General features: G+C 30.9%; 11 protein-coding genes. 10 read left to right on the forward strand and 1 reads right to left on the reverse strand.

The genetic code is table 11. The annotated features are described in order from the left end of the window. Positions 1-4 precede the first annotated feature (4 nt). The 8 genes from B5X81_RS09650 (at position 5) to B5X81_RS09685 (ending at position 10462) form a co-directional block, all read left to right on the forward strand. On the forward strand, positions 5-1333 hold the full coding sequence (locus B5X81_RS09650; RefSeq protein WP_079491291.1) for a family 4 glycosyl hydrolase: 1329 nt from the start codon (positions 5-7) through the stop codon (positions 1331-1333). 64 nt (positions 1334-1397) lie between these two features. Further along, a complete protein-coding gene (locus B5X81_RS09655; protein WP_079491292.1) occupies positions 1398-2132 on the forward strand; it encodes a ChbG/HpnK family deacetylase in 735 nt (244 codons plus the stop codon). Positions 2133-2492: 360 nt separating this feature from the next. Next, positions 2493-3632 carry a glycerate kinase family protein gene (locus B5X81_RS09660; RefSeq protein WP_079491294.1) on the forward strand — a complete coding sequence of 380 codons (1140 nt, stop codon included), beginning with the start codon at positions 2493-2495 and terminating at the stop codon, positions 3630-3632. Positions 3633-4083: 451 nt separating this feature from the next. Continuing rightward, entirely contained in the window at positions 4084-7242 is a 3159-nt protein-coding gene (locus tag B5X81_RS09665) for a ligand-binding sensor domain-containing protein (protein ID WP_079491295.1), read from the forward strand. A gap of 377 nt (positions 7243-7619) precedes the next feature. Next, positions 7620-8003 (forward strand): GntR family transcriptional regulator, encoded by a 384-nt coding sequence (locus B5X81_RS09670; RefSeq protein ID WP_079491297.1) that lies wholly within the window; start codon positions 7620-7622, stop codon positions 8001-8003. Beyond that, positions 8003-8695: an ABC transporter ATP-binding protein gene (locus tag B5X81_RS09675; RefSeq protein ID WP_079491299.1), complete on the forward strand. Its 693-nt coding sequence runs from the start codon at positions 8003-8005 to the stop codon at positions 8693-8695. The genes B5X81_RS09670 and B5X81_RS09675 overlap by 1 nt, the downstream gene beginning before the upstream one ends. A 2-nt stretch (positions 8696-8697) precedes the next feature. Beyond that, positions 8698-9447, forward strand: coding sequence for a hypothetical protein (locus tag B5X81_RS09680; RefSeq protein WP_079491301.1), 750 nt, complete (start codon positions 8698-8700; stop codon positions 9445-9447). A 193-nt stretch (positions 9448-9640) separates the two neighbouring features. Next, on the forward strand, positions 9641-10462 hold the full coding sequence (locus tag B5X81_RS09685; protein WP_079491302.1) for a ZIP family metal transporter: 822 nt from the start codon (positions 9641-9643) through the stop codon (positions 10460-10462). A 173-nt stretch (positions 10463-10635) separates the two neighbouring features. On the opposite strand, the gene B5X81_RS09690 is transcribed toward B5X81_RS09685, so the two are convergent. Beyond that, positions 10636-11364, reverse strand: coding sequence for a hypothetical protein (locus B5X81_RS09690; protein ID WP_079491304.1), 729 nt, complete (start codon positions 11362-11364; stop codon positions 10636-10638). Between the two features lie 237 nt (positions 11365-11601). Here B5X81_RS09690 and B5X81_RS09695 point away from each other — a divergent pair, with 237 nt between their 5' ends. Together B5X81_RS09695 and B5X81_RS09700 are read left to right on the forward strand one after the other, a co-directional pair. After that, on the forward strand, positions 11602-12360 hold the full coding sequence (locus B5X81_RS09695; protein WP_079491305.1) for a M15 family metallopeptidase: 759 nt from the start codon (positions 11602-11604) through the stop codon (positions 12358-12360). A 356-nt stretch (positions 12361-12716) separates the two neighbouring features. After that, positions 12717-13811, forward strand: coding sequence for a hypothetical protein (locus B5X81_RS09700; protein ID WP_079491307.1), 1095 nt, complete (start codon positions 12717-12719; stop codon positions 13809-13811). The last annotated feature ends 55 nt before the right edge of the window (positions 13812-13866 follow it).

Consider the following 13866-nt stretch of genomic DNA (forward strand, 5'->3'; position numbering starts at 1 on the left):
AGATATGAACTTAAAAGAGACAAAGATTACTATAGTTGGTGGAGGATCAACCTGGACCCCTGGTATATTAAAGGCAATGACCAGGTATAAAGAATCACTTTCCTTTAAAGAAATAGTATTATATGATATAAATGAAGAGAGACAGAGACATATTGGGGAATTTGGCAAATTATTATTTAATGAACTATGTCCCGATGTAAAATTTGAATATACTACAGATAAGGAATTAGCCTATAAAAATGCTGACTATATCTTCTGTCAGATGAGAACTGGTGGGTATAAGATGAGGGAGCTTGATGAAAAGATTCCTTTAGAAGAGGGCGTTATAGGACAGGAAACCTGTGGAGCAGGAGGATTTGCTTATGGACTTAGATCCTTAAGGGATATGATAGAAATGGTTGAGGATGTGAGAAAGTACAGCAAAGATGCATGGATATTAAATTACACTAATCCCGCAGCAATAGTGGCCTATGGTTTAACTAAGAAATTTAAGGAAGATAAAAGAATATTAAATATATGTGACCAGCCTATAAATATGTTGATGTCCATAGGAAAAATACTTGGAGTTGATGAACAATCCCTTGAGCCATCATATTTTGGGCTAAACCACTTTGGCTGGTTTACTGGTTTATACAATAAAGATGGACAAGACCTACTGCCGGAGCTGAAAGAAAAAATACTCCAAAAGGGATTTAGTCCTAAGGATGCTGAACAAAGAGATAAGTCATGGCTAGATACCTATGCCTTGGTGGAAGATATGGTAAGGGATTTTCCTGAATATGTTCCAAGCACCTATGTTCAATATTATTTATATCCCGAATATAAGACAAAGAAATTAGACCCTAAATATACAAGGGCCAATGAAGTGATAAATGGAAGGGAAAAGAGAGTATTTGAAGAATGTGATAATGCTGTTAAAGCAGGAACAACACTTGGCAGCAATGTTGTACATAACGATGCCCATGGAGAAATGATAGTAGAAATAGCAGATACTATACACAATAATAAAGAAAAAACCTATATTGTCATGGTGGAAAACAATGGTATAGTATCGAATTTACCAAAAGATGCAATAGTAGAGGTGGCCTGTGTACTTGGAAATAGAGGACCTATTCCTTTTCATGTGGGAGAAATTGATGTATTCTACAAAGGTCTGTTGGAAAACCAATATGGATATGAAAGGTTAACGGTGGAAGCTTTCTTTGAAGGTAGCTATACTAAAGCTCTACAGGCATTGACTTTAAATAGAACAATTGTAGATGCCAAGAAGGCAAGAAGAATTTTAGATAGATTAATAAAGGCCAATAAAGCTTATTGGCCAGAATTGAAATAATAGAGGAAAATCAGTGATTTATAAATCACTGATTTTCTATAAAAATTTTTTGCTGGAGGTTTTTATGACAAAAATAATATTTAATGCAGATGATTTTGGATACAGTAAGGGTATAAATTATGGTATTATTGAGGCCTTTAAAAGTGGAGTATTAACATCGACAACATTAATGGTAACAATGCCTGGAACAAAACATGCTGTTGATTTGATGAGAGAAAATAAAGGTTTAGCAGTTGGACTTCATTTAAATATATCTTTAGGGGAACCTATTACTAAGGGTAAAACTTTAGTGGGGAATAATAATAAATTTATTAAACCGAAAAACTTAAAAGAAGGCTATAGGTATGATAAAGGAGAACTGAGATTAGAAATTGAGGCACAATATAATCGTTTCATAGAAGTGGTTGGAAAGAAGCCTTCCCATATAGACACTCATTTATTTAGTAGTGACAAAATACCAGAGATGAGAATGCTATGTAGTGAGCTTGCCATAGAAGAAAGAATTCCCATGAGGAACTTTGATTTGGATTTTACAAAGCATGTTGAATTTATACAACATAGAAGTTTCAATTCAGGATCCGGGTTAAATTATATATTAGAAAATATTGAAGATATATTAAAATATGAACATGTAGAAATAATGAGCCATCCAGGCTATGTTGATAATTATGTAATGAAAAATTCATCCTATAATATACAAAGAACAGAAGAGTTAGAATTTCTTATTTCACAAAAATTAAAGGATTTGATTAAAGAAAAAAAGATTAAACTAATAAATTATTATGATGTGATGAAATGAAATATATTGCGATTTACCAAATGAACTCGTCGTATATCGTGAGTATTAATATTTCCTGTACTAAATTTTTATATAGGTTTTGAAAGGAAAAATAGAATTATTAAGCTTCTTTGAATAAGGGAAATCATGTGAAAGATAAAGTTAGTAAATATATGAGGAAATTGCATAATTCTAACTTGGCTGGGTTGCATATGCGAATATTATCCTTAATTTAATTATTTAGAATTAAATATATTTCGATGGCATGTCTTTGGAGATTTTTAAACTATATGTAGTAGATAGTTTTCACAGAAGGTAATTATGCAATTTGCTCATATAATATAGCTATAGGTATTTATAATATGAATCGAGGTGGATAAAGTGAAATTTGTTTTAGCACCGGACTCCTTTAAGGAAAGTATGACAGCCAAAGAAGCTTGTATTGCCATGGAAAAGGGTATAAAAAAAGTATTTAAAGATGCAGAGTGTATTTATGTGCCTATGGCAGATGGTGGAGAAGGGACAATGGAAGCTTTAGTAGATTCTACAAAAGGAAAGCTGTATACTGTAGAAGTTACAGCACCTTTAGGCAATAAAACAGAAGGCAAATTTGGCATCCTAGGAGATGGAGAAACGGCAGTTATAGAAATGGCTCAGGCAAGTGGACTTCATCTGGTTGAAAGTAAAAAAAGAAACCCATTGGTTACAACCAGCTATGGGACGGGAGAACTTATAAAAGCAGCCCTGGATAAAGGAGTAAAAAAGATAGTAGTAGGATTAGGTGGAAGTGCCACTAATGATGGAGGAGCAGGAATGCTTCAAGCCCTTGGAGTAAGCCTGAAAGATAAAGAAGGAAGGGAGCTTGCCTTTGGAGGAGGAAGCTTAGGAAGTCTTGAGAAAATAGATTTGAGTAATTTTGATAGAAGAGTTCTAGATATAGAAATAAAGGGAGCCTGTGATGTTAAGAATCCTCTTTCAGGAGGGCAAGGGGCAAGTTATGTATTTGGTCCTCAAAAGGGAGCAACTTTGGAAATGGCAGAAATATTGGATAAAAACCTAAGGCAGTATGGAAACATAATTAGAAAAGTTTTAGGAAAAGAAGTTGACCATATTGAAGGAGCAGGAGCAGCGGGAGGACTTGGAGCAGCTCTAATAGGTTTTTGCAATTGCGAATTAGAAAAAGGAATAGATTTAGTAGTTAAATATTCTAATTTAGAGGAAAAAATAAAGAATGCAGATTATGTATTTACAGGAGAAGGAAGTATCGACTTCCAAACTAAGTTTGGAAAAACCCCTTTTGGAGTTGCAAAAACTGCCAAGAAATACAATATTCCTGTAATTGCCTTTGCAGGAAAGCTTGGTAGAGGATATGAAGAATTATATGAACTGGGCATAGATGCCTTTGTAGGGATTTTATCTGAGGTATCAAGTCTTGATGAGGCTTTAAGCAAAGGAAAAGAAAATTTAGAAGCCTCTGCAGAAAATACAGCACGTATAATTAGTATAAGTATGAAGAAATGAATTATAGTGAAACAATGTATTTTTGTATTTAAAATTAAGTGGCAAAAACTATATATGATTCAATTTTTTAAAACTAGCTGTAAGAATATGAACTGACTCATGTTAAGTAGACAAGTAATTTAATTAATTACAGTGTCTACTTTGGAAGTATCATATCATATTTTGATGGCTAGTTTTATTTTTATGATAAAAATAAAAAAGAATTGAATTTATGTTATAGATTTGCCATAGTATGTGTCAGATTGATGATATGGTGATTGGGTATTTATAAATAATAAAACTTTTTATTTTGTAAATAAGAGCAGAATTATGTCGATTAAAACAATTCAGATTTAAATTTATATATTAACATAGCTATAGCAAGAGCAAATAAACTTGACATTAATATTATAATATTAATAATATAAAAATACGACTATGCAATTTTAGATTTGGAGAAAGGGTGAAAAAAATGCATAAAAAATTTAATCTTATTATTACTGTTGTTCTAATATTTTATATTATAACACCCAAGATTTCATTTGCTTCAAATATATATGACAAATTAATATTTGAAAATCTTACTGTAGCAGAGGGGTTATCACAAAATACAGTTAATTCAATTTTACAAGATAGACATGGATATTTGTGGTTTGCCACCCAGGATGGGTTAAACAGATATGATGGTTATTCCTTTAAGATTTACAGGAAGGAAGAGAAGGATGATAATACAACCAGAATATCAGACAATGTAATCAATGTATTATATGAGGACAAAGATGATTATTTATGGATCGGAACATATTCCGGAGGTTTAAGTCGTTTTGATAGAAAGACGGAGACTTTTCTTCACTATAAGCATGATCCGAATAATGATAAAACCATTAGTTATAATGAGGTGAGAGCGATATATGAGGATAGAGATGGAGAGTTTTGGATAGGAACTAATGGTGGCGGTCTTAATAAACTCAATAGAGAAACAGGAGAATTTACCCATTATAGACATGATCCTAATGACCCAAACAGTTTAAGTAATGACCAAGTAAGAACTATTGTAGAGGATGAGGATGGTATTCTTTGGATTGGAACAGTATATGGGGGACTCAATGCCTTTGACAAAAAAACAAAAACCTTTACTCGCTATAGATATGATGAGAATAATACTAATGGCTTAAGTAGTGATTCTGTATATGGACTGTTAATTGATAAAAAGAATATAATATGGATAGCTACAAACGGTGGAGGACTAAATAAATTTAATAAGGAAACTGAAGAATTTACAGTATATAAGTATAGTAAAAGTGATAAAAATAGTATTGGTTCTAATAAATTACATACCCTGTTTGAAGACAGTTTAGGAAGATTATGGATAGGTATGCGGGAAGATGGAGGATTAAGTCTATTCGATAGAGAAAATGAGGAATTTTATAATTATAAATCAAAGGAAGGTATCAAAAATTCATTAAATGATAACTATATAAGATCCTTTTATGAAGATGACAATGGGAATATATGGGTGGGAACATTTGTAGGAGGAGTTAATAAATATGACAGTAAAAAAACTCGATTTGCCCTCTATCGAAAAGAATGGTGGAATGATAATAGTCTTAAAGACAATACTATTAGAGCTTTTTATAAAACAGATGATGATATCCTATATATAGGAACAGAAGGGGGATTGGATAAATTAGATAAAAAAACAGGGGAATTTACTAATTATTCCTATGAAGCCAACAATCCCAATAGCTTGCCTAATAATACAGTTAGAAGCTTATCACCGGACGGCAATGGAAACCTATGGATAGCTACCCATGGAGGACTATCAAAATTTAACATGAAAACAGAGAATTTTACCAACTATTTCCACGATCCCAAAAATCCAAATAGTATTGCAAACAATATGGTTTGGAGGGTTTTAGCTGACTCCAATGGAAATATATGGGTTGGAACTCGTAATGGATTAAATAAGCTTGATCCGGATACAGGAAAGATTATGACCTTTAAACATGATCCTAAAAATCCACATAGTCTATTAAGCAATAGAATTATGTCTATATACGAGGACAATAGGGAAAGAATATGGATAGGTACTGTTTTAGGAGGAGTAAGCTTATATGATAAAGAAATAGAAGGCTTTAAGAATTATCAGAATGACAATGAAGATAAAAACAGTTTGGTCAATAATAATGTTTTATCTATTTTAGAGTGGAAGGATAAAAAGATTTTGATAGGAACTGGAGGGGGATTGAATATATTAGATGAAGAAACTCAGGATTTTGAATTGTATACTGAAAAGGAAGGATTGCCCAACAATACTATATATGGAATATTATCGGATTCTAAAGGCAATTTATGGATGAGTACAAATAATGGAATTTCGAAGTTCAATACTAAAGATGAAACCTTTACAAATTTTAATATAAATGATGGATTGCAAAATAATGAGTTTAATAATGGAGCTTATTACAAGGCGAAGGATGGAGAAATGTACTTTGGTGGTGTCAATGGCTTTAATTCATTTTATCCGGAAGATATAAAAACAAGTGACTATAATCCATATGTGGCCATAACTAGTGTTAAAGTATATAATGAGGAAATAACACCAGAAAAACCCCTATCTGATAGTGAACCGGATTATATTGAATTATCCTATGAAGACGATTTTATATCCTTTGAATTTTCTTCATTGGACTTTTCTGCTCCGGAAAAAAACACATACTCCTATAAACTAGAAGGGCTTGATGAAGATTGGATCTATTCTGAAAATAGGAGATATGTAAGCTACAGTAATTTATTGCCTGGGACATATATATTCAGTGTTAGAGGTACCAATAGTGACGGTAAATGGAGTGAAAAGGAAGCAGCCATTAAGGTAAATATTATTCCTGCTTTCTGGCAGACAGAGTGGTTTAATATTTTGATTGTGCTTACCCTTTTAATAATTGGAATCTGGATATATAAATATAAGACCATAAGAATTAGAAAAAGAAATAAGGAACTTGAAGAATTAGTAAATGAAAGAACATATTCTTTAAAAAGAGCAAATGAAATGTTAGAAAAAGAAATCGAAGAAAGAAAAAAAGCAGAAGAAGCCATAAAACAAATAGCATATTATGACCCCTTAACCCATCTCCCGAATAGAAGATTGTTTATGGAATTGGGAGAAAATGAATTATTGAATGCAAAAAGAAACAAAGATTTACTAGGCATTTTATTTGTTGACCTAGACAAGTTTAAATCTGTTAATGATACTTATGGGCATGATGCAGGAGATATTTTATTGATTGAGATTAGTGAAAGGCTGAAAAAAGTATTAAGGAAAACCGATATAGTATGTCGAATAGGCGGAGATGAGTTTATAATTCTAATTAAAGATATCAAAGAAAAAGGAAATATATCAGTAATCATAGAAAAGATAATTAAAATAATTATTGAACCAGTAAAACTAAGTGGAAATATAAATGTGGTTGTAGGTGCAAGTATTGGATGCAGTTTTTTTCCACTAGATAGTGAAGATTTAGAAGAACTTATAAAGAAAGCAGATGAAGCGATGTATAAAGCAAAGAAGGTATCAAAGCCCAGTTATACAATATATGGTGAAACTGATATCAAAAAGAATTTAAATAAATAAGAATAGCTTTGAAAGAACAATGTAAGCCTCCTTATTAAATTCTTTGTTCTAAAATTAAAATATAACCTAGGAAATATTAATACTCCCGACATAACAACTAGCACAAAGAGTGAATTTATAATTAGTCAGTAACTTAATTGGTTTATAGTAATTTTATACTTATATAAACCAAAGAGTACTGGCTATTTTTCTGTATTAAATTAACCTATTGTGTTAGTAAATTAAATATTTAACATCAAATATAATTTAAGAGATTTTAATATGGAAACCAGCACAACGAGTTAAATTAAAAAAATATTAGAAAAGTCTTTACAAATTGAAAACAATAGTGTACTATATAACTAGTTCACTATTAAACAACTAATGAGGTGGAGTTAATGGATTTTGACAATAGCATCCCTATTTATTTACAGGTTATCAGAAAAATCAAATTGGATATTATTACTGGTAAGCTAAATCCTGGCGATAAGCTTCCATCTACTAGAGATTTAGCTAAAGAAATTAATGTGAACCCTAATACTGCATCAAGAGTATATAAAGAAATGGAAGCATTGGGACTATGCTTTAAGAAAAGAGGTTTAGGGACATTTATTACAGAATCAGAAGATATAGTTAAAACAATCAAGGATGAAATGGCCAGCCAAATAATTGAAGATTTTATTGAAGGTATGAAAAAATTAGGTTTTTCATACGACGAGATGATAGAGATTATTATAACCAAAAAAGAAAAATATAAGAATTATGATCAGGAGGAAAAATAATGGAAAATATTTTAAAAGTGGAAGAGCTTACTAAAAAGTATTTTAATAAAGTTGCATTAGATAAAGTATCTATTTCCTTTGAACAAGGAAAAATATATGGATTACTAGGTCCTAATGGAAGTGGAAAAACAACTCTTATGAAGGTCATAGCTGGTCTCCACAAACAAACATCAGGTCAGGTATTTGTTAATGGTAATCCCATATCCTATAAAACAAAAAAAGATGTTGCCTTTATGCCAACAGAAGACTTTTTGTATCCTTGGATGAAGGCAAAAACATTGGGTAAATATTTTAGCGATATGTATAAAGATTTTAACAGAGCAAAATTCATTAATTTAATAGAAAAACTTGAAATTAGTAAAGAAAATAAAGTTTCAGAGCTTTCTACAGGATTAAAGGGCAGATTAAAGGTAGCATTGGCTATTGCAAGGGATGCATCAATATATATGTTTGATGAACCATTAAATGGTCTTGATCCTATTTCAAGGGAAAAAGTAATGAACTTAATATCTGAAGCCTTTAATGAAAATAAGGTAATTATTATATCCAGCCATTTAGTAAGTGAACTTGAAACCTATTTAGACGAAGTTGTATTTCTAAAAAATGGGATAATAGAGCTCAAGGGAGATGCTGAAAGTATGCGTGAAGAAAATGGAAAATCTATTGAAGCTTTATATAAGGAGGTATATTAACTATGTTAAATTTAATAAAGTATGAGTTTGTTAAAAAATATAAGATGTTTATGATTGTTATTATTACAACTATTCTAGCGGGTATATTTACCAGCCTTAAGTTTGAGGAAATGGGAATTCCTATCTTTGCAGTAATACTATCAATTGGATTGTTTATACTTTATGCAGTAGATGTTGTTCAGATGTATAGCCAGGATATAAATAGAAAAACCGGCTATATGGTTTTTATGACACCAAATAGTGGATATACAATCATTGGCTCTAAGGTAATAACGGCATTATTAGAAGGCTTTGCTATGCTAATATTTTTTATTTTAGTTATAACATTAAATAGTACTATAGTCCATGGAATAGGTGAAGTTTTTAATATGAATTTTCATAATATAGATATTCCTTTTAATGAGGTTATTATTAATATATTTATATTTTTAACAGCGGTGTTACTTATGTTCATTGAATTTTTACTAACCATTTATTCAGCTATTACAATAAGAAAAAGTATTTTATCTAATGTTAAATTTAAAGGATTAATTAGCTTTGGAATTTTTCTTCTGCTTAATTATATAACTGGAAAAATCCATACAATTCCTTACAATGTATTAGATTATTCTAATTATGAACCTATAACAAAAGTGCCTCAAGTTAGTGATATGCTCAATATATTTGCACCTGCAATGGTTACAGCTATTGTTCTGTGTGGATTACTAACTTTACTATCGGGATATTTGTTGGAAAAGAAAATTAATTTGTAAGAGGTTATAAATGTTGTTTCTAAAAGTCGTAGTATAAAAAAGCTACGACTTTTCCTTTTTGTTCATGCAATAAACCCGTTTTTTTATATAAACTTGAAGGAAAAAACAAATTAAATTTGAAATTTGTTTATTTATAATGAAAAATTTTGGGTATTTATAAGAATAGCTAAAAAAAAATAATGGAGGAAAAAATATGTTTGAATGGTTATCTGGATTTTCTCCAGTTAAACAAGCTTTAATTGGTACATTATTTACTTGGGGAGTTACAGCCCTTGGAGCATCTTTAGTATTTTTCTTTAAAACAATTAAAAAAAATTTATTAAATGGTATGCTTGGTTTTGCAGCAGGTGTTATGATAGCAGCAAGTTTTTGGTCCTTATTAGCGCCTAGTATTGAAATGGCAGAGGAATTAGGTCAAATTCCCTGGCTGACGGCTGCAGTTGGATTTTTGGCTGGAGGAGCTTTCCTATTTGCTGTAGATAAATTTTTACCTCATTTACATATAGGGAAAGATACTTCTCAAGCAGAAGGTATAAAAACAAGTTGGCAAAGAAGTGTGCTTTTAGTATTAGCTATTACCTTGCACAATATTCCTGAAGGACTTGCAGTAGGTGTTGCCTTTGGTGCTGTTGCCTATGGATTGCCTTCGGCTTCATTGGCAGGAGCAGTTGCTTTAGCGATTGGAATAGGTCTGCAAAACTTTCCGGAAGGGGCAGCAGTTTCAATACCCCTTAGAAGGGAAGGATTTTCTCGAAAGAAAGCATTTCTCTATGGTCAGGCTTCTGGGGTGGTTGAACCTATTTCAGGTGTAATTGGAGCATTAGCTATTGTGTCTATGCGTCCTATACTACCTTATGCTCTATCCTTTGCTGCTGGAGCCATGATTTATGTTGTTGTTGAGGAATTAATTCCAGAAGCTCAGCAGGGTGAAGAACATATAAGAACAGAGATTGCGACTATTGGATCTATGATTGGATTTTCTGTAATGATGATTTTAGATGTTGCATTAGGGTAATTACAAAGATAAAAAGAATTTGAGGACAAGGAAAGTATATTATGAAGGTAAACAAGAGGCTGATTATTATAAAAGTGAAGTTTAATTATCTATTACAAAAAAAATTAAAATAAAAAACTCCTTTTTAATTTAGTATAAATTAAAAAGGAGTTTTTTATTAATACTACTAAGTCTTATCCAATTTCTCCAGTTTCTATGTAATCTCTATAATTTACATATTCATTAGCCTGTTCTCCATCAATATAGTAGAATCCAGAAACCTTAGGCTTGGCAGTAGAAGCTATTACAATACGTATAGCCTTATTTTCTCCATATTTATATATCATGGAAGCACTAAGGGGTCCCATTCTAAATTCTCCTAAATATTCTATTTCATCTGTGTTTTCAACTAAGTTATGTTCTTTTATGAAATCTTCTGCCAGTTTTTTACCCTTCTCTGTTTCTACCTCTTGATTTTTAGATTTTTCAAAATCAATTGTATAATAAATGCTAATATTTTCAATTTCTTTTGTTTCAGGGTTTATTTTAACAAGAGCTTTATTTATATCATTTTCATCCTTTGGTTTAGATTGATCTACTATTTTGCTATAAAAGTATGACCCATGTTCCTTAGACCCTTTTACAAGACTAAGATTTTCTATTGCATTTGGCTGCATATCTTTTCCAAAATATTTTTCAAATGTATCCACCACTTCTTTAGTTGCCTGCTGTTCATTGGTTTCATTAATGGTATTACCTTGAATTGCAGGATGTACAAATGCCTTGATTTCCTCAGCCTCATTAAGGATAGTAGCCTCCATATTAGATTGTGTAGACTGTGCAAATGCAGGAATACTGGAACTTAACATTCCTACTGAGATTGTTCCTAGCAATGCTAGACTTGTGATTTTTTTAAAGTTCATAATTCATTCCTCCTAAAAATAATTTTATGTACATCTTGATTATGCACAATCAAAGTATAACGAATAGTTGTATTGAAATAATCAATAAGTTGTAAAATAGTTGTAAAACATATGAAGATATTAAAAAAAGAATAGCCCAGTGACAAATTTATATATAATTTTACAACTTATTTACAACAATTATATAATTCTAATAAAATTTAGTATTATAATGTTGGTGAATAGGGGGTAAGTACTATGAACGAAGGAAAAAGAAGAACAATATTGATAAGAAAGAAAATACAGAGAAGGATGAGACAAAGAAAGAGAAGAAGAATATTTTTGGCATTTATTTTTATTACGATGTTTTTCAGTATTACCTTTGCAATAGATAAAAACTATTTCACCGAAGCAAAGGATGACTCTTTAAAAGAAACAATAGAAAATAGCCACAAGCTTATTTTAGTAAATAAAAATCATTCCTTATCGTCGGATTATACTCCGGAGGATTTAATAGTTCCTAATGTACAATTTCCTTTTAAGGAATATCATTCTAAAAAGCAGATGAGAAAGGAATCAGCTACTGCCTTGGAAAATTTGTTTAAAGGAGCTAATGAAGAAGGGATTAAGCTCTATGCTATATCAGGGTACAGATCATATCAAAGGCAGGAGGCTATCTACAATAATAAAGTGAGAAAAGCAGGTATAGAAGAAGCAAATAGACTTGTTGCCTATCCAGGAGAAAGTGAGCATCAAACTGGTCTTGCCATGGATATATCCAGTCCAGGCAGTAGGAATTTATTAGTTGAAAGCTTTGGAAGCACAAAAGAAGGTAAATGGATAAAGGAAAACTGTCACAAATATGGCTTTATAATAAGATATCCAAAGGGTAAGGAGCATATTACAGGATATAGTTATGAACCTTGGCATATAAGATATGTAGGGAAAGAAGCAGCAGAGGATATATTTGAAAAAGATATTACTTTAGAAGAATATATTTTAAATGAAGAGTTATAAATATATTTATTAGTAAATTTGTATAGTAAACTCCTTATGGTTTATTTGGTATTTCAAATTATAACCATAGAGGAGTTTTATTTTTAATTGAGCAAATTGGAGTTATGCAATTTCCTCAATTATATAGATTTCCAATAGTAAAACTTAATTTATACGTATCACAATATCCAATGTTTCTAAGGATTTTTGATATGTATAAATTAACTGTTTTACTGGAATATCTATATAGAGTTTACATAATGAAACAAATCTAAATTTTATTTTACAATTTCTTTACAAATAAAATATAACTCCTATATATTTTATTTGTATAATAAGTCCAGAAAAACAGATTTAAAATATAGGAGGCTGAAATTATGAATCTAACAAAAATCAAAAAAGGAGTAACACTATTATTAGTGGGAGGGATGTTAGTAACAATAGGCTGTCAAAGTGAAGCAGCAATGAAGAAAGATGAATTAGCATTAAATAAAAATGCAATTCAAAATACCCAGGTGGTAGAAAAATTAAGTAAAGAAAAATTAAAGGAAATGGTTCTTAAGGAATTTAAAGAACACTTTGATGTAGAGGTAGATACAGAAAGCTTATTTGAATACATAGAAATATCAGATAAGGGTTATTGGCAGGTTTCATGGTCAACCTTCAATGAAAAAAAATTGGATGAGGCCAATAAAAAATTGTTTGATATGAAGGGTAATTATAAGGAAATTACAAAGGAAGAGAAGGAAAAGCTACTTGAGGAAATCAAGGAGCTAAGAACAGGCTATAATAAAGCCATTACCTATTATGCCAGAGGAAATGGAAATGGCAATATAATGAAAATAGGAATAAAAAACAGAGCCAAAGATGAGGATATATATGGAAAGGAAGTAAAGGAAATAGAAGTTAAAAAGGAAGAAAAGGAAATCGCCCTTAAAGCTCTAGAGGATTTCGCAGGACAAAAAGTAGATGTTTCAGATTTAAATGAAGAAATAAGTATGAAGGATGACAGTTGGGAATTTTTCTGGGATAATGAACCGGATTGGGATGCAAAGGAGACAAAGTCGATAAATTATGGTGTAACAATAGATAAGGAAACTAAGGAAATAAAATCAGTAACATATGTAGATGATATTGCAAAAGAACATAAAACGAATACTTTTCCAGAGTTTGATACAGAAGAAGGTAAAAAAATAGCTTTAGATTTTATTAAAGAACATGAATACGTGGAAAAGATAGATGATGTTGAATTTTTAAGATATTGGAATGCAGATCCTCAAATAGTTTTATTCCATGTGGATTATATCTACGGTCAAGATGAAGAAACTGGTAAGACAAAGGTTATAAAAGTTACTGTAAATAAGCGTACAAAAGAGATATGGAGTATGGGTAAAGTTCTTGAAAGTGATGAAGAACTGAAAAGTAAGGATCATGAAAGAACAAACAAACCAAATCCAAATGCATTGGGGTAATAGGATTCTATACAATAAAAGGTATTGCAAAGATGCAATGCCTTTTAAAAAAGGC

It is taken from the genome of Maledivibacter halophilus (assembly GCF_900167445.1).
Taxonomy (GTDB): Bacteria; Bacillota; Clostridia; order Peptostreptococcales; family Caminicellaceae; genus Maledivibacter; species Maledivibacter halophilus.

Excerpts from the sequence above, each read along its gene's own strand:
- B5X81_RS09675 (WP_079491299.1), top strand. The coding sequence starts at position 8,003 with ATGGAAAATATTTTAAAAGTGGAAGAGCTTACTAAAAAGTATTTTAAT.
- B5X81_RS09700 (WP_079491307.1), top strand. The coding sequence starts at position 12,717 with ATGAATCTAACAAAAATCAAAAAAGGAGTAACACTATTATTAGTGGGA.
- B5X81_RS09650 (WP_079491291.1), top strand. The coding sequence starts at position 5 with ATGAACTTAAAAGAGACAAAGATTACTATAGTTGGTGGAGGATCAACC.
- B5X81_RS09655 (WP_079491292.1), top strand. The coding sequence starts at position 1,398 with ATGACAAAAATAATATTTAATGCAGATGATTTTGGATACAGTAAGGGT.
- B5X81_RS09670 (WP_079491297.1), top strand. The coding sequence starts at position 7,620 with ATGGATTTTGACAATAGCATCCCTATTTATTTACAGGTTATCAGAAAA.
- B5X81_RS09665 (WP_079491295.1), top strand. The coding sequence starts at position 4,084 with ATGCATAAAAAATTTAATCTTATTATTACTGTTGTTCTAATATTTTAT.
- B5X81_RS09685 (WP_079491302.1), top strand. The coding sequence starts at position 9,641 with ATGTTTGAATGGTTATCTGGATTTTCTCCAGTTAAACAAGCTTTAATT.
- B5X81_RS09680 (WP_079491301.1), top strand. The coding sequence starts at position 8,698 with ATGTTAAATTTAATAAAGTATGAGTTTGTTAAAAAATATAAGATGTTT.
- B5X81_RS09695 (WP_079491305.1), top strand. The coding sequence starts at position 11,602 with ATGAACGAAGGAAAAAGAAGAACAATATTGATAAGAAAGAAAATACAG.
- B5X81_RS09690 (WP_079491304.1), bottom strand. The coding sequence starts at position 11,364 with ATGAACTTTAAAAAAATCACAAGTCTAGCATTGCTAGGAACAATCTCA.